Origin of the sequence: Serratia sp. 14-2641, assembly GCF_001692375.1 — a bacterium.
GTDB lineage: Bacteria > Pseudomonadota > Gammaproteobacteria > Enterobacterales > Enterobacteriaceae > Chania > Chania fonticola_C.
The window spans coordinates 354,886-376,512 of sequence record NZ_LXKR01000028.1 but is presented as its reverse complement, the minus strand read 5'-3'; the positions used below and the strand labels follow the sequence as shown (position 1 = coordinate 376,512).

The window sequence follows — 21,627 nt, the reverse complement described above, 5'->3', positions numbered from 1 at the left end:
TTACTTAAGGCTGAGGTTCTTGCTGCTTCTTCCACTCCGCCAATGCCTGCTGACGGCGGCGTTTGACCTCGTCACGGATCGCTAGCCCTTGCAGGCCACTTTCCACCACCTCTTTGACCGAAACCGCGTTGGCGACCTGATAGGCCTGGCGCAGGTAATCGCCTTGCGGATAAGGGTTGTTTTCAAAACCGGTGCGTCCACGGGCATCGGCTTCGCTGGTGAGGATCATCTGCTCTAGCCGCTGCGGTTTACGCCACACGTCGATGGCATCAAACAGTTTTAACAGCGTTTCTGGCCGCAGTTTATTGACCGTGTGGATCAGGTCGTGATACTCCGCTACCAGCTTCGCCAGTTCACGTACTGGATTAGGCACTCGCAGCCGTTGGCAAAGCTTTTCAACCAGCCTGACGCCCGCAGGGCCATGGCCATAGTGATGTGGCCAGAGTTCTTGTGGCGTGATGCCTTTACCGAGATCGTGGCATAGCGCTGAGAAGCGGATATCTACCTCTGGGCTGAGCTGGGCGGCAATCGCCAGCGTCATCAGCGTGTGTACGCCGGTATCAATTTCCGGGTGCCATTTCTCTGGGGCTGGCACGCCAAACAGGGCGTCGATTTCCGGGAACAGCACTTTCAACGCTCCGCAGTCGCGTAGCACCTGGAAATACACCTGCGGGCTCTGGCTTTGTAACGCCTTCTCGGTCTCTTTCCACACGCGTTCCGCCGTCAGGGAGGCCAGTTCGCCGCTTTCGGCCATCTGCTGCATCAGCGCGCTGGTTTCAGGGGCGACGGTAAAGCCCAGCGAAGCAAAGCGAGCGGCAAAACGCGCCACGCGTAATACTCGCAGCGGATCTTCGCCAAACGCGTCGGAGACATGGCGCAACAGGCGGGCGTCGAGATCGGCCTTGCCGTTATAGGGGTCAACCAGTACTCCATCATCACCCCGCGCCATGGCGTTGATGGTGAGATCGCGCCGCAGCAGATCCTCTTCCAGCGTCACGTCCGGGGCAGCGTAGCAGGTAAATCCGGTGTAACCCTGGCCGGATTTACGTTCGGTGCGGGCCAGCGCATACTCCTCATGAGTTTGCGGGTTGAGAAATACCGGGAAGTCTTTACCCACCTGCTGATAGCCAAGAGCCAACAGATCGGCAGGCGTTGCGCCGACCACCACCCAGTCGTGATCCACTACCGGTAAGTTGAGCAGGGTGTCACGGACGGCACCGCCGACCAGGTAAATTTTCACGGTTTAACTCCTATCAATAGCTCTTTTGATCAGATTACATCAATTGGGCAGCGGATGCGTCAGGCAATAAAAAAGCGCCCGTAGGCGCTTAAACTGGCGGAACAGTAATCAGTTCATCCAGCGATTATTCTTGCGGCGCGGGATCAGGTGCGGTAACAGCAGACCGAGCAGCAAACCAACGCCGGCAACGCCGCCGCCGTACATAAACCATTGCAGGATAATGGTGCGCTGTTTGTCATCAAGTTGCAGATTCACCGCATTCACCTTCTTCTGAGCCACAACCAGCTGATTTTTCAGATCCTGGTTTTCCTGCTGCAGGCCGCTGATGGTGCTATCGCTGGCGGCCACCTTCTGTTGCATTTCGGCGGTGCGCTGGTTCCAGCTATTATCAATATTGGCCAGTTTGTCGGTCAGGGTTTTCACCTGCTGTTCCAGCTCTGGCACTTGAGTGCGCAGGCTTGGCGTCTGGCTCAACTGATCCAGTGGGATCCAGACGCTGCGTCCTTTGGAATCGCGGATCTGGCCGTAGCTGGTGCTGTCATTGACGCTCAACAGCGTGACTTCTTCACCGGCATTCAAGGTGCCGACGATACGGTATTGGTTACCTGGGCCGCTATGGACATAAGTATTTAATTCATCGGAGATATAGCGTTTATCTTCGGCATGTGCGCCCCAAGTGATGCTAAAACTTAGCACGGCAAGGCAAATCAGGCGTAATTTCTGCATTATGTCATCGTTTCTGCGTGGATTTATGGAACGATAGTAGAGCGTTCAGTCTGACGGCGCAACGCCAAAACCGGAATGGGAACTATCTTACTATGCTAAATCCCGTCAGTTGCGCAGCATTCTATAACGTAACAGGTTTTTTCTGCAGTTGGCAGAGTCAAGTCAGGGGGAATCGCGGTAAGATACTCTCACTGTGCGTCGTCGGGCTGAGTGCGGCCGGCAGACTCGGCCGCCGTGAAGACTCACGCGAATGCCTAACCTATTGGTGTAAAAGAACTATGAGCGTTGAAATAGAACTGAAGTTTATTGTTTCCCCCGCAGCGATTGCCAGCCTGCCGGAGCGGATTGCCGCCTGGCCCAATCAGCATTCTGCGCCACAGAAGCTGACCAATATCTACTATGAAACCGCCGACAACTTCCTGCGCAACCATGATATGGGCCTGCGTATCCGCGGTTTTGACGATAGCTATGAAATGACCATCAAAACCGCCGGTTCGGTGGTGGGTGGGCTGCACCAGCGGCCGGAATATAACGTCGCCATCGCCAAACCCGCGCTGGCGCTGAAAAAATTCCCGGCGGATATCTGGCCAGAGGGCTGCAAATTGGCTCCGCTGCAAAAGGCATTGCAGCCGCTGTTCCGCACCGACTTTGTACGTGAAAAGTGGGTGGTCACTTACGGCGCAAGCGAGATCGAGATTGGCCTCGACCAGGGGGAAGTGCGCGCGGGTGAACTGGCCGAACCGTTATGCGAGCTGGAGCTAGAGCTGAAAAGCGGTGAGACTGCTGATTTGCTGGCATTGGCAGCCGCATTGGCGGAACAGGGTGGTTTACGCCAGGGCAGCCTCAGCAAAGCGGCTCGGGGCTATCATCTGGCGCAGGGCAATGCCGAACGTGAGTTACGCCCATTAAGCGTGTTGAAGCCAGCTCCTAAATCCACGGTAGAACAGGGCATGGTGGCCGCTTTCGAGCTGGCGCTGAGCCATTGGCAGTATCACGAAGAACTGTGGCTGCGTGGCGACAAGCAGGCACGCCGCGCGGTAATGGAAGCGATCGGTCTGATCCGCCAGGCACTGGTGATCTTTGGCGGATTGGTTCCGCGCAAGGCAAGCACCGATCTGCGCGCTCGGTTGACGGCTTTGGAGCCTTTGCTGGTGGATAAAACCACCCAGCCGCAGGAGCTGTGCTACGGCACGGAGTATCTGCAATGTAAGTTGGCACTCACATCGTGGTTGATCACCGGTGCATGGCGGCCGTTTATCGATGCCAAATCGCAGGCTAAGCTGGATGGTTCATTCAAGCGTTTTAGCGACATCATGCTGGGCCGTAGCGCCGCAGAGCTGAAAGAAGCCTTTACACGCACCCTGAATGAAGATGAATATCAAGAGCAACTGCCCCGTCTGACGCGCCAGGTGTTGGCATTTATTCTGCTTTCTGGTGCCTATCCGGATAGCGAAACCGGGCCGTATATCGACAGCTGGCGCGAGCTGCAATCAGCCATTGCCGAACGTCGGCAGGGTTGGTATGAAGCCAGCCGCAAACAGGCATTATCCCATGCGCCATTCTGGTTAAACGGCGCGGTTCGTTAACTCCAGCGGGCCTGCCGGGCTGCAGGCCACAGAACGGGTCATTCACTATGTTGCCACTCTCTGCTGCGTTACAGCTTCAGGCACAGAACATCGTGCAGCGATTTCAGGAAACTCAGGGCGCGGAGTTGATGCTCAGCGCCGCAGAACAAAGCGTTCTGGCGTCGAGTGATTTTGTCAGCGACATGTTGCTCGGCCATCCTGAATGGTTGGTAACGTTACGCCAGCAGCCACCGGTGGCCGATGAGTGGCAGCATTATGCCGCCTGGTTGCAGGATGAGCTTGAAGAGGTGCAGGACGAAGCGCAGCTGATGCGTGTGCTCCGTCTGTTTCGCCGTGAGAGCCTGGTGCGCATTGCCTGGGCGCAGGCTCAGCAGCTATGTACCACGCAAGAAACGCTACAACAGCTGAGTGCCCTGGCAGAAACGCTAATCGTTAGCGCCCGTGACTGGCTCTATCAAACCTGTTGCCGCGAGTGGGGCACGCCTTGCAATGCCGATGGCGTGCCGCAGCCTTTGCTGATCCTGGGGATGGGCAAACTCGGCGGTGGCGAACTGAATTTCTCCTCTGATATCGATCTGATCTTTGCCTATCCGGAAAACGGCCATACGCAGGGTGGGCGGCGTGAGCTGGATAACGCCCAATTCTTTACCCGCCTGGGGCAACGGCTGATCAAAGCGTTGGATCAGCAAACCATCGACGGCTTTGTCTACCGCGTCGATATGCGTCTGCGGCCGTTTGGCGATAGCGGCCCGCTGGTGATGAGCTTTGCCGCGCTGGAAGATTATTACCAGGAGCAGGGGCGCGACTGGGAACGCTACGCGATGGTCAAGGCGCGCCTGATGGGGGGGCATGAAGATGCCTACAGCCAGGAACTGCGCAAGACATTGCGGCCATTCGTGTTCCGTCGCTATATCGATTTCAGCGTGATCCAGTCGCTGCGTAATATGAAGGGCATGATTGCCCGCGAAGTGCGGCGGCGGGGGCTGAAGGACAACATTAAACTGGGTGCCGGTGGCATCCGCGAAATCGAATTTATCACCCAGGTGTTCCAACTGATCCGTGGCGGGCGTGAACCCAGTTTGCAGGGGCGCTCACTGCTGCCGACGTTGCAGGCGGTTGGTGAACTGGGGCTGTTGACTGCACAGCAGGTCGCTGAGCTGAGTAACGGCTACCTGTTCCTGCGGCGGCTGGAGAATCTGTTGCAGGCGATTGCCGACCAGCAAACGCAAACCCTACCGCAGGACGAGTTGGATCAGGCGCGTCTGGCCTGGGGAATGGATCAGCCAGACTGGCCGTCGTTGATGGCGGTGCTGGAAGCGCATATGCGCCAGGTCCGTGCGGTATTTGATGACCTGATCGGCGACGACAGCCCAGACGTAGGCGAAGATCCCAACTACCAGCATTATCACAGCCTGTGGCAGGATGCGCTGGACGAGAACGAGCTGGCACCACTGACGCCCCATCTGGACGAAGAGGCGCGGCGGCAGATGTTGCGTTCCATCGCCGACTTCCGCCACGACGTGGACAAACGCACCATTGGCCCGCGTGGCCGCGACGTGCTGGATCAACTGATGCCACGCTTGCTGGCTGAAGTGTGTTCGCGCGTGGACGCGGCTACGGCTTTGACGCGCCTGACCCAGTTGTTACTGAGCATCGTGACCCGAACTACCTACCTTGAGTTGCTGGTGGAATACCATGCCGCCCTCAGCCACCTGATCCGCCTTTGTGCCGCATCACCGATGGTGGCCAGCCAACTGGCGCGTTATCCGCTGTTGCTCGATGAGCTGTTGGATACTGCCACGTTGTACCAACCGGTGGCCCCTGATGCCTATCGTAGCGAACTGCGCCAATACCGCCTGCGGGTGCCGGAAGACGATGAAGAACAGCAGTTGGAAGCGTTGCGGCAGTTCAAGCAGGCACAGCACCTGCGCATTGCTGCTGCGGATATCGCCGAGGCGTTGCCGGTGATGAAAGTGAGCGATCACTTAACCTATCTGGCCGAGGCGATCATTGATGCGGTGGTGCAGCAGGCGTGGAAAGACATGGTCGCGCGCTACGGCCAACCAACCCATCTGCATGAACGGGAGGGGTTAGGGTTTGCGGTGATCGGCTACGGTAAGCTAGGGGGCTGGGAACTGGGCTATAGCTCGGATCTAGACCTGGTGTTCCTGCTGGATTGTCCACCAGACGTCATGACGGATGGCGATCGTTGCATCGATGGTCGCCAGTTCTATCTGCGTCTGGCACAGCGGGTGATGCATCTGTTCAGCACCCGCACCTCTTCAGGCATTCTCTATGAGGTGGATGCCCGTCTGCGTCCTTCCGGTGCTGCCGGGATGCTGGTCAGTACCGTCGAAGCCTTTGCCGACTATCAGCGTAACGAAGCCTGGACCTGGGAGCATCAGGCTCTGGTGCGGGCGCGCATCGTGTATGGCGATCCGGCGCTGCACCAGCAGTTTGATGCGATCCGCCGCGAAATTTTGTGCAAACCGCGTGAAGTGAACAAGCTGCAGCAGGAGGTGCGTGAAATGCGTGAGAAAATGCGCAACCATCTGGGCAGTAAACAGCGCGATCTGTTTGATATCAAAGCGGACGAAGGCGGGATCACCGATATCGAATTTATTGCCCAATACCTGGTCTTAGGTTATGCCGCGGGCGAACCGCGCCTGACGCGTTGGTCGGATAACGTGCGTATCTTTGAGCTGATGGCCAATTACGACATCATGCCGGAAGACGAGGCCCAGGCGTTGACCCAGGCCTATGTCACCATGCGTGATGAGATCCACCATTTGGCGTTGCAGGAGCACTCCAGCAAAGTCAGCAGTGAGCTGTTTGCTGCCGAGCGTGAGCAGGTGCGTGTCAGTTGGAGTAAATGGCTGGGCTGAGGGGGCAGTTTTTACGGGTATTGCAGGCTATTATGCTAATATCTGCCGAATTTATTTTTATGACTTGTTTGGAGTTATCGGATGAAAGTTACACTACCTGATTTTCGCCGCGCCGGAGTGTTGGTGGTTGGTGACGTCATGTTGGATCGCTATTGGTATGGGCCGACCAGCCGTATTTCGCCGGAAGCACCAGTGCCGGTGGTCAAGGTTGAAACCATCGAAGAGCGTCCCGGTGGTGCAGCTAACGTCGCGATGAACATCGCCTCGTTGGGTGCCAATTCACGCCTGGTGGGCCTGACGGGGATCGACGACGCGGCGCGTGCGCTGAGCGCCAAGCTCAACGAGGTTAACGTGCGTTGTGACTTTGTCTCGGTGCCGACGCACCCGACCATCACCAAGCTGCGCGTACTTTCCCGTAACCAACAGCTGATCCGCCTGGACTTCGAGGAAGGTTTTTCCAACGTCGATCCGCAGCCGATCATGGAGCGTATCCAGCAGGCATTGCCGCAGATTGGCGCACTGGTACTGTCGGATTACGCCAAGGGCGCTTTGAGCAAGGTGCAGGGCATGATCGCACTGGCACGTGCTGCGAAGGTTCCGGTACTGATCGACCCGAAAGGCACCGATTTTGAACGTTACCGTGGCGCCACGCTGCTGACCCCAAACCTGTCCGAATTTGAAGCCGTGGTCGGTCATTGTCAGAGCGAAGAAGAGCTGGTGACGCGTGGGATGAAACTGGTGGCGGACTTTGAACTGTCCGCATTGCTGATCACCCGTTCCGAGCAGGGGATGACCTTGCTGCAGCCGGGCCGTGAGCCGTTGCATCTGCCAACTCAGGCGCAGGAAGTGTTCGACGTGACCGGTGCCGGTGATACGGTGATCGGTGTACTGGCTGCCGCTCTGGCTGCGGGTAATACGCTGGAAGAGTCCTGCTTCCTGGCTAACGCCGCCGCCGGTGTGGTGGTGGGTAAGTTGGGTACCTCGACCGTCTCGCCAGTCGAACTGGAAAACGCCATTCGTGGCCGCGCCGAAACCGGCTTTGGCGTAATGACCGAGGCCGAGTTGAAAAAAGCGGTAGCGCAGGCGCGCCAACGCGGCGAGAAAGTGGTGATGACCAACGGCATCTTCGACATTCTGCACGCTGGCCATGTCTCATACCTGGCAAATGCGCGCAAATTGGGCGATCGCCTGATCGTGGCGGTGAACAGCGATGCGTCAACCAAGCGCCTGAAAGGGGAAACCCGCCCGGTTAACCTGCTGGAAAACCGTATGGTGGTATTGGGCGCGCTGGGTGCCGTGGACTGGGTAGTGCCGTTTGAAGAAGATACGCCGCAACGCCTGATCGCCGAAGTGCTGCCAGATTTGCTGGTGAAGGGCGGCGACTACCAGCCGCATGAGATTGCTGGCAGTGCTGAAGTCTGGGCCAACGGTGGCGATGTGCGGGTACTGAACTTTGAAGATGGGTTATCCACCACCAATATCATCAAGGCTATCAAGGATGGTCGTGGTTAACTTTATCTATATATCTATACCCTATGGATTTCAAACTGTGGGTAAGCGCAGGTAACAACGCTGCAGCTTGAAAGACGACGGGTAAACAGGGTGGTTTGCAGTGAGTGGACTTAAGCAGGAGCTGAGTTTAGCGCAGGGCGTTGGGTTATTGTCCACTTCACTGCTGGGTACCGGGGTCTTTGCCGTTCCGGCATTGGCGGCGCAGGTGGCGGGCGGCGACAGCCTGTGGGCCTGGCCAATACTGATTGTGCTGGTATTCCCGATCGCCATCGCTTTTGCGGCGTTGGGCCGCCATTTCCCCAGCGCCGGTGGCGCCGCGCATTTTGTCGGCCTGGCCTTTGGGCCACGCATGGCAAAGGTAACCGCTTGGCTGTTCCTGTCTGTGATCCCCGTTGGCTTGCCCGCCGCATTACAAATCGCCGCAGGGTTCTGGCAGGCTACTTTGGGTTGGGATGCCAACGGCCTGTTGCTGGTGCAAATTGTCACGCTGGTGGTGATTTGGCTGCTTGGCACACGCAGCGCCGGTTCCAGTGCTAATATTCAGACCTTGATTGCCCTTCTGGTGATAGCTCTGGTGGGGGCTATCTGGTGGCAAGGCGGGATTACTCCATCCCAAATCCCATGGCCTGCGGTCAGAGATATTTCTCCTCCTAATATGTTCCACGCGTTGGCGGTGATGTTCTGGTGCTTTGTCGGGCTGGAGGCTTTTGCTCATCTGGCGACCGAGTTTCGCCATCCAGAGCGGGACTTTCCGCGTGCGTTAATGCTTGGGCTGTTGGTGGCGGGGGCGGTCTATTGGGGATGTACCGTAGCGGTGTTGCACTTCCATGCTTACGGTGAACATCAGGCGGCGGCCGCTTCGTTGCCGGGGATCGTGGTGCAACTGTTTGGCGAACATGCGCTGTGGATTGCCTGCATCATCGGCTATCTGGCCTGTTTTGCCAGCGTGAATATCTACACCCAGAGCTTTGCCCGCCTGGTCTGGTCTCAGGCCCAGGAAAAGCCTGCTAGCGGTTTAGCCAAACTCTCCGCGGGCCAGGTGCCGGTCAATGCACTGAGCGCGGTGGTCGGTTGCTGCCTGTTGTTCACTTTACTGATCTATACCCTGAAGCTGCCGTTGGATACGCTGCTGGTATACGCCAATGGCATTTTCGTGCTGATTTATCTGCTGTGTATGTTGGCGGGTTGGCGGATCTTGCAGGGGCGTTCGCGGTTGATGGCGATCGTTGGCTCCGCGTTGTGCTTGTTATTGCTGGTGATTATCGGCTGGAAAAGTCTGTATGCGTTGGCGATGTTGGTGCTGATCTGGTTGGTGCTGCCGCGTAAAACGCAGGCGGCGGTCTCCAAGCGATAAGGGCGCATGGTGCGCCCCTTAGAACAACTTATTCGTCTGCTGGCTTGGCTACCGGCGCGGTATTCAGCTTGCCTTCCAGTTCGGTCAGACGCTGTTCCAGCAATGCCAGCTTTTCACGGGTGCGCAACAGTACCTGGGTCTGCACGTCAAATTCTTCGCGTTTAACCAGATCCAGACGGGTCAACTGCGCTTGCAGTACCTGACGGATTTTTTTCTCAACGTCTTCCCCGAATTCACGTACGCCTTTAGGCATCGACTCTTGGACCTGGCGTGCGATCTGTTCAATTTTTTTCGGGTCAATCATGGCGTTTCCCTTTCTGATATTTGGTGGCTGACGCTTAGTGTAATGCGAGTTGCTCGCCGGATAAACTATTACCGTGTTTGCTGCGCGATCCCTCATTACGCGACCGGATGGCTTGAAACACTAAAGCGATGGGGTTATAGTCGAGATGCTTATTCTCAGGGCGGGGTGCAAGTCCCCACCGGCGGTAAATCACCATTCACGGTGAAAGCCCGCGAGCGCTCAACCTATCTCTCAGGAGTGGGTTAGAGGTCAGCAGATCCGGTGTAATTCCGGGGCCGACGGTTATAGTCCGGATGGGAGAGAGTAACGACACCTGTCGGGCGTATGCCCCGCTTGCGTTATTTTTTTGGCTATTGGCATAGCCACTCCTCAAGATCGCCCTGGTTCTGGTAATCCATAATTTTAATGAGGTTTTTTACCATGAATCAGACTCTACTTTCAGATTTCGGCACGCCGGAAGAACGCGTTGAACGCGCTCTTGATGCACTGCGCAACGGGCGCGGTGTGATGGTGCTTGATGATGAAAACCGTGAAAACGAAGGTGACATGATCTTCGCCGCAGAAACCATGACCGTTGAACAGATGGCGCTGACCATTCGCCACGGTAGCGGCATTGTTTGCCTGTGTATCACCGAAGATCGCCGCCAGCAGCTCGAGCTGCCGATGATGGTCACCAACAACTCCAGTCAGTTCCAGACCGCCTTTACCGTGACGATTGAAGCGGCGCAGGGCGTGACCACTGGCGTATCGGCTAGCGATCGCCTGACGACTATCCGTGCAGCCATTGCAGACGGTGCCAAGCCAAGCGATTTGAACCGCCCAGGCCATGTGTTCCCGCTGCGTGCTCAGCCTGGTGGCGTATTGAACCGCCGCGGCCACACTGAAGCGACCATCGATCTGGTCTCAATGGCCGGTTTCAAACCCGCTGGCGTACTGTGCGAGTTGACTAACGATGACGGCAGCATGGCGCATGCGCCAGAAGTGATCACCTTTGCCAAGCAGCATGACATGGTGGTGCTGACTATCGAAGATCTGGTGGCTTACCGCCAGTCGCACGAAAAGAAAGCCAGCTGAGTCGCTGACTGATATGAAAAAGCCGCTGATGAAGCGGCTTTTTTGTGCTTAAAATTCTTTAGCCGATGCCGCTGCTTTGCAACAGCGTCAGGCTAAACCCCATCACCGCCATGCCGCACAGCACGCCATAGCTTGGATTATTGTGTGGATCGATCTCTTTGGCCAATGGCATTAATTCATCTACCGACAGCGCCACCATAATCCCGGCCACCGCAGCCATAATCGACGCCATCACCACCGGTGAAACCATCGGGCCGAGCACCAGGAAGGCCATTACGCCACCCAGAATTTCTGCCATTCCGGAGATCCCAGACCACAGTAGCGCTTTGGTTTTAGAGCCGGTTGCCGCATACACCGGCCCGGCGACTGCCAACCCTTCTGGAATATTGTGGATGGCGACCGCGAGCGCAATGCCCATCCCCAGTTCCAGATCGGCGCTGGCGGTGACAAAGGTGGCAATCCCTTCCGGGAAGTTGTGCAGGCTGATGCCGAGCGTCAGCAGCATGGCGGTGCGCTTCAGGTTATGGGGCTTGATGGGCTTTTGCACCAGGTCTTGCGGGTGTTGGTGTGGCAGCATGCGATCCAGCGCAAAGTAGCCTAACAGCCCGAGCATAAACATGCCGTAGCCAAGCATGGGTGACATGCCGACGGTGTGCAGCGCAGCGGGCAGCATTTCCATCAGCGAGATCAACAGCATAATCCCTGCGGCAAAGCCGAGCGCAAACGCCAGCAGGCGGTTGGAGGGCTTCTGGCCAATAATGCCGAGCAGGGCACCGACAAAGGTAGCGCCTCCGGCTAACAAGGTCAGGATCAGCGGTACAGACATGCATTCTCCTTGTATGCTAATAATATTTATCAGTTTCTGATACTAACAGAGCCAAGTCATAAATCGAGTGGATTTGGTTGATGGTTTCAATCGTTCCAGCCATTCAAATTTCTTGAAGATCACCATCAGGGTTATCCGGCTGCCTCGGTAAGGCAAACAGCGTAATGTAGTCAGCAGAACACTTGTCATGCTAACCAAGGATATTTTATGACCACCTCTCGTATGCCTGCACTCTTTCTTGGCCACGGAAGCCCGATGAACGTGCTGGAAGAAAACCGCTATACCCAGGCCTGGCGTGCGTTGGGTGAGCAATTGCCACGGCCAAAGGCGATCGTTGCTGTGTCTGCCCACTGGTACACTCGTGGGACGGCAGTGACGGCGATGGAACATCCAAAAACCATTCACGATTTTGGCGGCTTCCCGCAGGCGCTGTTTGATACACAGTATCCGGCACCGGGTTCACCAGAGCTGGCGGCAGAGCTGCAAAGCCTGTTGGCCCCGGCGCAGGTGATTGCCGATACCAGTGAATGGGGTTTGGATCACGGCAGTTGGGGCGTGCTGATCAAGATGTACCCGCAAGCCGATATCCCGGTGGTGCAGCTGAGCATCGATGGGACTCAACCAGCGGAATACCATTTTGAGCTGGGCCGTAAGCTGGCGGCGCTGCGCGATCGGGGGATAATGATCGTGGCCAGCGGCAACGTGGTGCATAACCTGCGCATGGTGAAATGGCAGGGTGACACCAGCCCGTATCCTTGGGCGGAGTCATTCAACCAGTACGTACGTGATAACCTGGATTATCAGGGCGAACATCACCCGCTGGTGAATTATATGCAGCATGAAGGCGCAGCGTTGTCGAACCCGACGCCAGAGCATTATCTGCCGTTGCTGTATGTATTGGGCGGCTGGGATGGTAAAGAGCCGATCTCGGTACCGATCGATGGGATCGAAATGGCCGCGCTGAGCATGCTTTCGGTGCAGATTGGTTGATGGTCAGGGGGCTATAGCCCCCTATTCACTACACCCCATAACCGCAGGACTCACGGATCACCAGCGAAGGCGGTAGAATGATGCGCTTTGGCGGTTCATCGTTACCCTGAATACGGCTATACAACAGTTCCCCGGCCTTACGGCCAATCTCGCGTGAGGCGACGGACACCGTGGTTAGCCCCGGCTGTACCAGGGAAGCCTCGGTAATATCGTCAAAGCCAATCAGTGCAAAATCGCGGCCTACCTGGCGGCCAAGTTTGCGTAAAGTCTGCATCACCCCTAGCGCCACGATGTCCTGATAGCATAATGCGGCGGTGAGCTCTGGGTATGTCGTAAACAGTTGCTCTGCGGTTTTAGCACCGGAGCTTTGGCTAGCCTCACTGCAAACAATCCATTCCCCTCTGACCTGAATGCCCTTTTCCAACAGCTTGCTGGTATAGCCACCCAGGCGTTGCGCGCGCGAGGTGGAACTGACTGAGCCACCAATAAAGGCGATATGCCGATGGCCCAGATCCAGCAGGTGCTGCGTGGCTAACTGAGTGCCCAAAAAGTTATCGGTACCGACAAAGTCAAAATGAGCGTCCGCAACCGGGCGAACCACCATAATGGCCGGGATCTTGCGGCGTTTGAGCGTTTCAAAGAACAGCGGCGGCGTTTGTCGTGCGGAGCATAGCACCATGCCACTGGCATTGTTCTGCAAAAGCGAGTCGACAAATTTTTGCTGTCTGGGGGCAGACTCTTCGCTGTTAGCCAAAAACAGCATGAGCTGGTGGCGCTCCATCTCCTGGCTCAGCCCGGCGGTCATTTCCGCATAAAACGGGTTGGTGATGTCGTGTAGCAGTAGGCCGACCTGATTACTGCTGCGATTGCGCAGGTTAGCCGCAGTCTGGTTATAGACATAACCTAGCTCATCGATGGCGCTCAGTACGCGCTTGCGGGTTTCATCCGAGATGCGACCACGATTGCGCAATACCATGGAAACCGTGGCGGTGGAGACTTTTGCTTTGGCGGCGACGTCGGCCAGCGTGATGGTGCTCATTTCATATCCTGTTTGCAGGCGGGATCTCACATTAAGGTATAACGATTAACCTTTTGTTGGCAAATGATGAAAATTATTTGTGATATATATCGCAATAACTTGGGCTTTAGTCCGCTTTATCGCCGTTTTTTGAGGTTAATCCCGTTAACCACGCTGTTTAAGATTGGGTTAATCGATTAATCTTTGGTTATGTTTTCAGAGCATAGGCAACAGATCATGTCCGAGCAACATCGTAAAGCAAACTATGACAAATACCCGGAACTGGTGGTGCAGGGGTTTGACCGCGCTGCCTGGCAAGGTTGGCCAGCCGTGGTGCAGGCCATCAGTAGCCATATCGCTGCGCAAGGATTGGCTAAAACCATACTGGTTGTGGATTGCTACCACGGCGTGGATCTGGCGGAGCTCAAGTCGCAACTGATCGATCCCTTGTTACCCGCTCTGGTACTGAACGCCGAGCAGGCCAAATATGATGAAAGCCATATCCACGCGATGATTGAACGTAATCTGACGGATGACCGGGTCTTTGGCGTGTTGTCCTGCCACGAAATGCCGGAGTTTTTTGCCGATGAGGCCGTGCAGCAGCAACGTGCGGCAATCGCGGCCGTCGAAAGCGGCTTGGTGGTGGTGTATGGGCCAGGGGCGGCACTCATCGCGGCAGGGGATGTGCTGGTTTATGCCGATCTGGCGCGCTGGGAGATACAACAACGTTTTCGCCGGGGCGAGTTGGGCAACTGGGGCGTTGCCAACCTGAATGAAGACGTACTGCGCCGTTATAAGCGCGCGTTTTTTGTAGAGTGGCGGGTCTTTGATCGTCACAAAACCCCCTTGTTGCAGCGAGCCAACTTTGTGCTGGATACCAATCAGGCTGGTTCACCCAAGCTGGTAGCCGGTACTGCGTTCCACGCCGGGTTGCAACAGGCCACCCGGCAACCGTTTCGCGTAGTCCCATTTTTTGACCCTGGCGTTTGGGGCGGTCAATGGATGAAGCAACAGTTCGATCTCGATCCGGCGGCAGCCAACTATGCATGGTGTTTTGACTGCGTGCCCGAGGAAAACAGCCTGCTAATGCGGTTTGGTGACGTCCGGGTCGAGATCCCCTCACAGGATTTGGTGCTGCTGTATCCTCGCCCTCTGTTGGGGGAACGAGTACATGCCCGCTTCGGCGCTGAATTCCCGATCCGTTTTGATTTCCTGGATACCGTCGGCGGGCAAAACCTCAGCTTCCAGGTTCACCCCATTACCGAATATATCCAGCAGCATTTCGGCATGCATTACACCCAGGATGAAAGTTACTACATTCTGGCGGCGGAGCCGGGAGCCAAGGTTTATCTGGGCGTGAAAACCGGCACCGACCCACAGGCTATGATGGCCGATCTGGCTGCTGCTCAGCGGGGTGAAAAAGCCTTTGATGATGAAAGGTTTGTTAACCAGTTCCCGGCCAATAAACACGATCACTTCCTGATCCCGGCGGGGACGGTACATTGTTCCGGCGATGGGGCAATGGTGCTGGAAATCAGCGCCACGCCTTACATCTTCACCTTCAAACTCTGGGATTGGGGTCGCCTGGGGCTGGATGGGCAGCCGCGACCGGTACATTTGGAGCATGGCGAGCAGGTGATCGACTGGCAGCGTGACACCGCCTGGGTGCAGGAGCACTTAGTAAACCGTATCGAACCAGTTGCCGAAGGGCCGGGCTGGCGGGAAGAGCGCACCGGCCTGCATGAGCGTGAATTTATTGAAACTCGTCGCCATTGGTTCAATGAACCGGTGTTGCACCATACCGAAGGGCGGGTGAACGTGCTGAATCTGATTGAAGGTGAGGAGGCGATCGTCGATAGCCCTGAGGGCCGATTCGCGCCGTTTGTGGTGCATTATGCGGAAACCTTTATCGTCCCGGCGGCGGTGGGATCTTATCGTATCAGCCCTTATGGCAGCAGCCAGGGTAAGACCCTCGCCACCATCAAAGCCTGGGTAAGGGGATAAACCGATGTTGAAAGTGATTGTGATCTCGCATGGCCCGCTGGCTGAGGCTCTGATGACCAGCGCCAGCATGGTTTATGGCGAGTTGCCGCACACCAGTTACGTCAGCCTCTTTGAGACCGGTGGTATTGAGGCTTTCAAGCAGGATTTTGCCACCGAACTGCAGCGGGTCAGCTCCGGTGCTGATGGTGTATTGGTGCTGTGCGATTTGCTGTGTGGCACTCCTTATAACGTGGCCTGTCGGCATGCGTTTGACCCCAATAACGCTGTGCCGATGGCAGTAGTGACTGGAGTGAATTTCCCCATGTTACTGATGAGTGCCGACTTGCTGGAGGGCGTGGATGTGCAGCATGCCGCACAAGAGTTAGTAGCGCAGGGGGGCGAAACCATCGTGGTTGCCCGCTCGGCGCAAGCAGCACAACCGGACGATTTCTGAGGAAAAATCATGGCAATTTCATTTGTACGTATCGACGATCGGGTGATCCACGGCCAGCTGGTTACCCGTTGGGCGAAGGAGCTGCCCTGCGACGGGATTGTGGCGATCGACGATGAGGTAGCGGCAGATCCGTTGCTGTCATCGGTGATGAAAGGAGCGGTACAAGACACCAAGGTGTGGTTATTCACCGTAGCACAGGCGATAGAAAAGCTGCCGAAGGTGATCGCTAGCGACAAGCAATACTTCGTGATCGGTAAATCGCCGGTCACGCTGCGCAGGCTGTTGGAAGCCGGTATCGATTTAAAAAACCGTAACCAGAAGATCAACGTTGGGCCGATGTCGGCACGGGCACAGACCGTAACCATTGGTCCGAACCAGTCGGTCAATCAAGAAGAGAGCGCTGCCTTCGATTTTCTCAGCGAACGTGGCCACGCGATCGAATTCCGTCTGGTACCCGACGCCAGTCATTTCAGCTGGCTAGATGCCAAAAAGAAACTCAAACAGGTCTGACTGACAGGAGTTAACTATGTGGTTTGAAGCGACGCTTATCGGGATACTCTGCTATCTCGGCGCGCTGAGTAGCCCTTGGCTGCTGGGGCTGACCGGAGGCTGGTATATTCTCAGCCGCCCGTTGGTCTCCGGTATGCTGGTGGGGGCGATCCTCGGCGATGTACAGACCGGTATCATCATCGGTGTTGCGGTTCAGGCGGTATATATCGCCATGGTAACACCAGGAGGATCGATGCCGGCCGATCTCAACTTTGTCGCCTTCCCGGCGATTGCGCTGGGGATACTTTCCGGCAAGGGCCCGGAGGTAGCGGTCGCATTGGCAGCGACTATCGGCATCATGGGCACCGTGCTGTTCAACGCCATGATGGTGCTCAACTCCTATTGGAACCACCGAGCGGACGTGGCGGTAGAGCAGGGGGATGAACGGGGGATCTATCTTAACAGCGCCATTTGGCCGCAGGTGACCAACTTCCTGCTGCGCTTTGTGCCGACCTTTATCGCGGTGTTCTTCGGGGCTCGCTACATCAACGCCTTCATGGACAGCCTGCCCGCGCTGGTGCTAACCACCATGAACGTGGTCGGTGGCATTCTGCCTGCGGTGGGGATTGCCATTCTTCTCAAGCAGATCATTAAAAACTACAGCATGCTGATTTACTTCCTGGTGGGGTTTATCTGCATCGTGTTCCTCAAGCTGAATATGGTGGCGCTGGTGATTGTTGGCGCGCTGTTAGCGCTGATCCACTACAACTATAAGCCGGAGCCGCAGGTCGCCAGTGCACAGGCTGGGCCCCAGGCCGACGATGAGGATGAATTCTGATGGAAACGCCAACACCTAAACTGAATAAACAGGATCTGCGCCGCTGTTGGCGCGCCTGGATGATGTATAACCTGTCCTCGATGAGTTTTGAGCGGCTGGAGTCTTATGGTTTTTGCCTGAGCATGATGCCCGCGCTGAAAAAACTGTATCAGGACAAACAGCAGCGCATTGAAGCCATTCGCCGCCATACCTCATTTTATAATACCGAGCCGCAGCTGGGCGCGATCGTCAACGGTATGGTGATCGGGCTGGAAGAGAAACGGGCCAACGGGGAACCGATTGATGGTGAAACCATCAACACCTTGAAAGTGGGCCTGATGGGGCCAGTGGCCGGGATCGGCGATTCCATGTTGCCGGGGATGTTGATCCCCATCCTGTTGAGTATCGGCATGGCACTGGCCGCCGGTGGCAGCGTGATTGGGCCGCTGTTTTACATTATTGCCTTTAGCCTGATCGTTATCCCTGGCTCTTACTGGCTGTTTATGAAGGGTTATAACATGGGGTCCGGCTCGGTGGAGATGCTGGTCAGCAGCAAATCCTCCCGCCTGCGTGAAGCGCTTTCCCTGCTGGGGGTGTTTGTCATGGGCGGCGTGGCCGCCAGCTACGTCAAGCTGGGTACAGGGCTGGAGTTTATCACCAAGGATGGGGTGAACATTCAGCTGCAACACATGCTGGATGGTATTTTCCCTAACCTGATGCCGCTGATCGTGGTGCTGGCTACCTGGTATCTGATGGCTAAGCGCGGGCTTTCACCGGTGAAGGCGATGCTAGGCCTGCTGGTGTTGGCCGCTGCCGGAGTCGCCTGCGGCCTGTTCTCCTGAACCATCATCCATCGGGCGCAGCCAAAGGTTGCGCCCGTCTTCTATCAAGGTTCAAATCTCTGCCATTTTTCCGCTACGCTGCCCGGCTTGGAAATAAACTGGAAGCGTGCCGGGTCCGTCTCAAATTGCGCATAGAGCGGCTTATCGCTCAGACCAAACTCGGCGTAATGCCGTGGCCCGATGGCGTGCAACCTGCCGGATTGATAATGCGGGTTTTGCTGCCAGACGATGTTATCGCCCTGCAATAATGGATACCATGCCAGCCCTTTGTAGGCCCGTACCGCCTCATACTCAAAGCCGTATTCGCGATCGCACCAGGCGGCGAAGGTCAGTGGCTGATGGGGATCGGCGGAAATGGTAGCATGCGCCCAACCCGGCGGCACCAGCACTTTCTCCCCTGGTCCGGCATGGACGGCAAAGCAGCGTCCTGGGTCCCGTTCGACCCGTTCCTGCATATAGATGATCGCTTTGCCCTGCCAGATTTCGTACAGCTCCGGCGGAGACCAGCCGCTGTGCTGGCTGACGCGGTGAATATGCCCTTGGCTGCGTATCGGTTCACGCCCCAGTTGGCCTTTGGCATAGGTTACGATACCAAATAACAACATGCGCTTTTTTAACTCCACCAGATGTTGCTGCTTGGCCACGTCCATAACGATGGCGTATACCTGCTCTGGGCCATCACAGTCGGGGTCGCGAAGCGAAGGGCGGATTTGATCCAACGTGCGGATCTCTGGCAGCGGCCCTATCACCTCATCCCCATAGCCAAAACCCATCGGCTCACGGGTAACGCGCACGTCCAATCCATACGGCAGCATTAAGTCACTCATATTGGGCCTCCGCTTTCCAACCTGCGCCATCGGCGAACACCCGCAGTTTGAAGCCCTTTGGCTGTAAGGCGCTGTAATCATGCCCGGCCACCGTTGGCCAGACCGCTAGTGCCGAGAGCACCTCATCGCCGGTGTTAATCAGACGGTGGGCGGTGAAGGAGGGGATATGGTGGACGCTGCCAGCAAACACTTGCTCAAGGATGCAGTCACCGTCCTGATGTTGTAGCAACAGCAAACCCTTACCCCGTAACCCGAAGTAGAATTCAGCTTGTTCACGGCGCTGATGGAAGTGCCCACGGGTCATAAAGAACTCGTTACCCACCTTACCCGGTTGCAAGTGCGTAGTGCCGACAAACAACTCACCTTCCAGCGATGGGGAAGGCAGCATTTCAACGCTGTAGACGGCAAACTCTGCTGGCATTGCCTGCCAGGCGTGACGATCGGCAAATATCCCTGCCAGGTTGCCCAGGGTGGTGGATTTATGTTGTACATCAGGTGCGGTAAAGCGCCCATCATGCAGGTTTACCTGCGGCGGGATAAGGGAAGTCAGCTTCATATCTGGTAGCTCCGCCCGAGGAGAACAGACCGTTTGAGTATATGAGGTTAATCGATTAATCACCAGAGAGGACCAATAAAAAAGGCGCGAAAATTTCGCGCCTCAGATCGGGCGCATTGTGCGACGCCCCTTCGGTGACTATGTTCGACCCTACGGATTAACCAAGAATAATATGCGGGTAGAAGCGCGACAGATCCTGGGTGATCAACTCGCGATCTTCACGCAGGCCAATACCGCAAGGCTGATCGTTGACCAACCAACTGCCGATCAGCGTATAGCTGCCTTCAAACTGGGGCAATTGATGGAACTGCTGCACAATCATGCCTTCTTCGCCGTATGGCCCATCTACGCGCGCCACTTCCTGACCGTTCTGGACGATCTGGATGTTGGCACCCTCGCGTGAGAACAGCGGCTTGGTGACGTAATGATCCATCTGCGGATGATCGTCCTCGGCAAAGTAGGCTGGCAGCAGGTTTGGATGATCCGGGAACATTTCCCACAACAGTGGCAGCAGAGCCTTGTTGGAGATAATGCTCTTCCAGGCCGGTTCCAGCCAGCGTACGCCAGCATCTTCCAGCTTGGTGGAGAACATCTCGCGCAGCATAAATTCCCACGGATAGAGCTTGAACAGGTTACTGATAACCTGATTTTGCAGATCGGTGAACTGCCCTTTCTCGCCCAGGCCAATCTCTTCCATAAACAGGAATTCGGTCGGCAGGCCTGCTTCCAGCGCGCAGTCTTGCAGATATTGCACCGTACCGCGATCTTCCTCGCTGTCTTGGCAGCAGGCCAGATGCAGCAGGCTAAAGCCGTGGTTGGCTTGCAGATCGGCGAAACGTTCGATCAGTTTTTCTTGCAGGCTGTTGTACTGGTCAGCGGCGGGATCCAGCTTGCCGGCGTTGATCTGATCTTCCAGCCACAGCCATTGGAAGAACGCTGCCTCATACAGTGAGGTTGGCGTATCGGCATTATTTTCCAACAGCTTGGGTGGATTGATGCCGTCATAGGCCAGATCGAGGCGTGAATACAGCGAAGGCTGATTAGTGCGCCAGGAGCTGCGAACGAATTCCCAGGTGTGCTTGGGGATGCAGAATTTGGTCATCAGTTGATCGCTGTTGACCACCTTATCCACCACCTTCAGGCACATTTGGTGCAGTTCGGCGGTGGCATCTTCAATCTCTTCGATCTGCGCCAATGTGAATTGGTAATAGGCATCTTCACACCAGTAGGGTTCGCCGTACATGGTGTGAAAGGCGAAACCAAATTCGGTGGCTTTTTCGCGCCAGTCTGGGCGCTCGCTAATCGCAACGCGTTTCATGTCTTAACCGCCCATGCTGCGTGAGCTGCTGGAGGTGGCGCTGCTGCGTTGCATGCTGGTCTGTTTGGCCACGGACTCACCGAAGCCACCACGGGTAACGGTATTGGTCACCGCGGGTTTGGGTGCCATTGCGGTTTTGGGTACCGTCATGGAACGGCCGCCTGCGGTTGCCGGGCCATAGCTTTTACCGCTGGCGTCAACAAACTTGCCGTTTGCCGGGCTGGCGGCGTTTTTAGAGGAAAACAGCGGCTGTTGAGCGTAGCCCCCGCCACCCATCATGCGGCCCATCATGTAGCCCGCCATCAGCGGCATCCACATGCTACCACTGCTTTGTGATTCTGCGGCCATGCCAGCCTGTGCTGGAGCCTGAGTACATTGCGCTTCACCGAATTCGGCTACGCAGTCTTCACGAGTGGCATATTTAGGTGCGGTTTTTTCCGCTTCTTTCAGCGCGTTGTTATACGCGGTGGTGCACTGCTCGCTCATCGACGGGTTGGAGGTTGAACAATCGTCAGCATTTTTATACAGGGAAACCGTCTCATCCGCCTGTTCGCAGCCGGCCAGCATAAACACTGCGCTGATCGCCAAAGCCACGGGGGCAACACGGTAGCTGCGCCAGGATTTGCGGAAGGTGTCTTTGTTGATGTTTTTGGTCCGTTTCATCGATATTTATCCCATCATGCGGGCTTTATTCGCCCTTGCCCAGTAGTGGTCGATAGGATAGGGGAAAGATGCTCAAAATTAAAGCTGAAACACCCGCAGGATCCACTCTTTACGCACTTATACGTTACGGTGTGCGCCAGTTCGCTTTACTGCGCATAACTGC

The 21,627-nt window shown here is 56.2% G+C and carries 20 protein-coding genes and 1 riboswitch; of the genes, 11 read left to right on the top strand and 9 right to left on the bottom strand.

The genetic code is table 11. The features are described from left to right. Window positions 1-4 precede the first annotated feature (4 nt). Entirely contained in the window at window positions 5-1,240 is a 1,236-nt protein-coding gene (locus A6U95_RS12220; protein WP_065684688.1) for a multifunctional CCA addition/repair protein, read from the bottom strand. A gap of 108 nt (window positions 1,241-1,348) precedes the next feature. Next, window positions 1,349-1,966, bottom strand: coding sequence for a TIGR04211 family SH3 domain-containing protein (locus A6U95_RS12215; RefSeq protein ID WP_021179496.1), 618 nt, complete (start codon window positions 1,964-1,966; stop codon window positions 1,349-1,351). Window positions 1,967-2,244: 278 nt separating this feature from the next. Here A6U95_RS12215 and A6U95_RS12210 point away from each other — a divergent pair, with 278 nt between their 5' ends. The 4 genes from A6U95_RS12210 to yjeH all read left to right on the top strand — a co-directional run bounded on the left by A6U95_RS12210 (window position 2,245) and on the right by yjeH (window position 9,303). After that, a complete protein-coding gene (locus A6U95_RS12210) occupies window positions 2,245-3,552 on the top strand; it encodes an inorganic triphosphatase (protein WP_024528274.1) in 1,308 nt (435 codons plus the stop codon). Window positions 3,553-3,599: 47 nt separating this feature from the next. Then, a complete protein-coding gene (gene glnE, locus A6U95_RS12205; RefSeq protein ID WP_065684687.1) occupies window positions 3,600-6,437 on the top strand; it encodes a bifunctional [glutamate--ammonia ligase]-adenylyl-L-tyrosine phosphorylase/[glutamate--ammonia-ligase] adenylyltransferase in 2,838 nt (945 codons plus the stop codon). Window positions 6,438-6,518: 81 nt separating this feature from the next. Continuing rightward, complete coding sequence (gene hldE, locus A6U95_RS12200; RefSeq protein WP_024528276.1) at window positions 6,519-7,949, top strand: bifunctional D-glycero-beta-D-manno-heptose-7-phosphate kinase/D-glycero-beta-D-manno-heptose 1-phosphate adenylyltransferase HldE; 1,431 nt, start codon at window positions 6,519-6,521, stop codon at window positions 7,947-7,949. Between the two features lie 100 nt (window positions 7,950-8,049). After that, window positions 8,050-9,303, top strand: coding sequence for an L-methionine/branched-chain amino acid transporter (yjeH, locus tag A6U95_RS12195; protein WP_065684686.1), 1,254 nt, complete (start codon window positions 8,050-8,052; stop codon window positions 9,301-9,303). 28 nt (window positions 9,304-9,331) lie between these two features. Here the strand turns inward: yjeH and A6U95_RS12190 are convergent, their stop codons facing one another. Further along, complete coding sequence (locus A6U95_RS12190) at window positions 9,332-9,607, bottom strand: accessory factor UbiK family protein (RefSeq protein WP_065684685.1); 276 nt, start codon at window positions 9,605-9,607, stop codon at window positions 9,332-9,334. Between the two features lie 147 nt (window positions 9,608-9,754). Next, window positions 9,755-9,916: riboswitch (FMN riboswitch) on the top strand. A 111-nt stretch (window positions 9,917-10,027) separates the two neighbouring features. On the opposite strand from A6U95_RS12190, the gene ribB reads away from it, so the two are divergent. Further along, window positions 10,028-10,681, top strand: coding sequence for a 3,4-dihydroxy-2-butanone-4-phosphate synthase (gene ribB, locus A6U95_RS12185; protein ID WP_021179502.1), 654 nt, complete (start codon window positions 10,028-10,030; stop codon window positions 10,679-10,681). Window positions 10,682-10,739: 58 nt separating this feature from the next. On the opposite strand, the gene zupT is transcribed toward ribB, so the two are convergent. Beyond that, window positions 10,740-11,507: a zinc transporter ZupT gene (gene zupT, locus A6U95_RS12180; protein WP_065684684.1), complete on the bottom strand. Its 768-nt coding sequence runs from the start codon at window positions 11,505-11,507 to the stop codon at window positions 10,740-10,742. Window positions 11,508-11,714: 207 nt separating this feature from the next. Here zupT and ygiD point away from each other — a divergent pair, with 207 nt between their 5' ends. Continuing rightward, entirely contained in the window at window positions 11,715-12,497 is a 783-nt protein-coding gene (ygiD, locus tag A6U95_RS12175; protein ID WP_024528280.1) for a 4,5-DOPA dioxygenase extradiol, read from the top strand. A gap of 28 nt (window positions 12,498-12,525) precedes the next feature. Here the strand turns inward: ygiD and A6U95_RS12170 are convergent, their stop codons facing one another. After that, window positions 12,526-13,536 carry a LacI family DNA-binding transcriptional regulator gene (locus A6U95_RS12170; RefSeq protein WP_065684683.1) on the bottom strand — a complete coding sequence of 337 codons (1,011 nt, stop codon included), beginning with the start codon at window positions 13,534-13,536 and terminating at the stop codon, window positions 12,526-12,528. A 216-nt stretch (window positions 13,537-13,752) separates the two neighbouring features. Between A6U95_RS12170 and A6U95_RS12165 the strand changes: the two genes are divergently transcribed. Genes A6U95_RS12165 through A6U95_RS12145 form a run of 5 tightly spaced genes read left to right on the top strand, consistent with a single transcriptional unit; the run spans window position 13,753 to window position 18,100 of the window. Beyond that, complete coding sequence (locus tag A6U95_RS12165) at window positions 13,753-15,519, top strand: class I mannose-6-phosphate isomerase (RefSeq protein ID WP_065684682.1); 1,767 nt, start codon at window positions 13,753-13,755, stop codon at window positions 15,517-15,519. Window positions 15,520-15,523: 4 nt separating this feature from the next. After that, on the top strand, window positions 15,524-15,952 hold the full coding sequence (locus A6U95_RS12160; RefSeq protein WP_065684681.1) for a PTS fructose transporter subunit IIA: 429 nt from the start codon (window positions 15,524-15,526) through the stop codon (window positions 15,950-15,952). Between the two features lie 9 nt (window positions 15,953-15,961). Further along, window positions 15,962-16,462 carry a PTS sugar transporter subunit IIB gene (locus A6U95_RS12155; RefSeq protein ID WP_065684680.1) on the top strand — a complete coding sequence of 167 codons (501 nt, stop codon included), beginning with the start codon at window positions 15,962-15,964 and terminating at the stop codon, window positions 16,460-16,462. Between the two features lie 16 nt (window positions 16,463-16,478). Beyond that, window positions 16,479-17,279 carry a PTS sugar transporter subunit IIC gene (locus A6U95_RS12150; RefSeq protein ID WP_024483041.1) on the top strand — a complete coding sequence of 267 codons (801 nt, stop codon included), beginning with the start codon at window positions 16,479-16,481 and terminating at the stop codon, window positions 17,277-17,279. Then, complete coding sequence (locus A6U95_RS12145; protein ID WP_024483040.1) at window positions 17,279-18,100, top strand: PTS system mannose/fructose/sorbose family transporter subunit IID; 822 nt, start codon at window positions 17,279-17,281, stop codon at window positions 18,098-18,100. Before A6U95_RS12150 ends, A6U95_RS12145 begins: the two co-directional genes overlap by 1 nt. A gap of 44 nt (window positions 18,101-18,144) precedes the next feature. Here A6U95_RS12145 and A6U95_RS12140 read toward each other — a convergent pair whose 3' ends face one another. From A6U95_RS12140 to A6U95_RS12125, 4 genes are all read right to left on the bottom strand, one after another. Continuing rightward, window positions 18,145-18,927 carry a glucose-6-phosphate isomerase family protein gene (locus tag A6U95_RS12140; protein ID WP_065684679.1) on the bottom strand — a complete coding sequence of 261 codons (783 nt, stop codon included), beginning with the start codon at window positions 18,925-18,927 and terminating at the stop codon, window positions 18,145-18,147. After that, a complete protein-coding gene (locus A6U95_RS12135) occupies window positions 18,920-19,483 on the bottom strand; it encodes a glucose-6-phosphate isomerase family protein (protein ID WP_065684678.1) in 564 nt (187 codons plus the stop codon). Before A6U95_RS12135 ends, A6U95_RS12140 begins: the two co-directional genes overlap by 8 nt. A gap of 157 nt (window positions 19,484-19,640) precedes the next feature. Then, window positions 19,641-20,801 (bottom strand): glutathionylspermidine synthase family protein, encoded by a 1,161-nt coding sequence (locus A6U95_RS12130; RefSeq protein WP_024483037.1) that lies wholly within the window; start codon window positions 20,799-20,801, stop codon window positions 19,641-19,643. A 3-nt stretch (window positions 20,802-20,804) separates the two neighbouring features. Continuing rightward, window positions 20,805-21,464, bottom strand: coding sequence for a DUF1190 family protein (locus A6U95_RS12125; RefSeq protein WP_024483036.1), 660 nt, complete (start codon window positions 21,462-21,464; stop codon window positions 20,805-20,807). Window positions 21,465-21,627 lie beyond the last annotated feature (163 nt).

Bases quoted from the DNA above. Each gene is read 5' to 3' on its own strand.
- A6U95_RS12215 (WP_021179496.1), bottom strand. From the start codon at position 1,966: ATGCAGAAATTACGCCTGATTTGCCTTGCCGTGCTAAGTTTTAGCATC.
- A6U95_RS12210 (WP_024528274.1), top strand. From the start codon at position 2,245: ATGAGCGTTGAAATAGAACTGAAGTTTATTGTTTCCCCCGCAGCGATT.
- glnE (WP_065684687.1), top strand. From the start codon at position 3,600: ATGTTGCCACTCTCTGCTGCGTTACAGCTTCAGGCACAGAACATCGTG.
- hldE (WP_024528276.1), top strand. From the start codon at position 6,519: ATGAAAGTTACACTACCTGATTTTCGCCGCGCCGGAGTGTTGGTGGTT.
- A6U95_RS12190 (WP_065684685.1), bottom strand. From the start codon at position 9,607: ATGATTGACCCGAAAAAAATTGAACAGATCGCACGCCAGGTCCAAGAG.
- ribB (WP_021179502.1), top strand. From the start codon at position 10,028: ATGAATCAGACTCTACTTTCAGATTTCGGCACGCCGGAAGAACGCGTT.
- zupT (WP_065684684.1), bottom strand. From the start codon at position 11,507: ATGTCTGTACCGCTGATCCTGACCTTGTTAGCCGGAGGCGCTACCTTT.
- ygiD (WP_024528280.1), top strand. From the start codon at position 11,715: ATGACCACCTCTCGTATGCCTGCACTCTTTCTTGGCCACGGAAGCCCG.
- A6U95_RS12170 (WP_065684683.1), bottom strand. From the start codon at position 13,536: ATGAGCACCATCACGCTGGCCGACGTCGCCGCCAAAGCAAAAGTCTCC.
- A6U95_RS12165 (WP_065684682.1), top strand. From the start codon at position 13,753: ATGTCCGAGCAACATCGTAAAGCAAACTATGACAAATACCCGGAACTG.
- A6U95_RS12160 (WP_065684681.1), top strand. From the start codon at position 15,524: ATGTTGAAAGTGATTGTGATCTCGCATGGCCCGCTGGCTGAGGCTCTG.
- A6U95_RS12155 (WP_065684680.1), top strand. From the start codon at position 15,962: ATGGCAATTTCATTTGTACGTATCGACGATCGGGTGATCCACGGCCAG.
- A6U95_RS12150 (WP_024483041.1), top strand. From the start codon at position 16,479: ATGTGGTTTGAAGCGACGCTTATCGGGATACTCTGCTATCTCGGCGCG.
- A6U95_RS12145 (WP_024483040.1), top strand. From the start codon at position 17,279: ATGGAAACGCCAACACCTAAACTGAATAAACAGGATCTGCGCCGCTGT.
- A6U95_RS12140 (WP_065684679.1), bottom strand. From the start codon at position 18,927: ATGAGTGACTTAATGCTGCCGTATGGATTGGACGTGCGCGTTACCCGT.
- A6U95_RS12135 (WP_065684678.1), bottom strand. From the start codon at position 19,483: ATGAAGCTGACTTCCCTTATCCCGCCGCAGGTAAACCTGCATGATGGG.
- A6U95_RS12130 (WP_024483037.1), bottom strand. From the start codon at position 20,801: ATGAAACGCGTTGCGATTAGCGAGCGCCCAGACTGGCGCGAAAAAGCC.
- A6U95_RS12125 (WP_024483036.1), bottom strand. From the start codon at position 21,464: ATGAAACGGACCAAAAACATCAACAAAGACACCTTCCGCAAATCCTGG.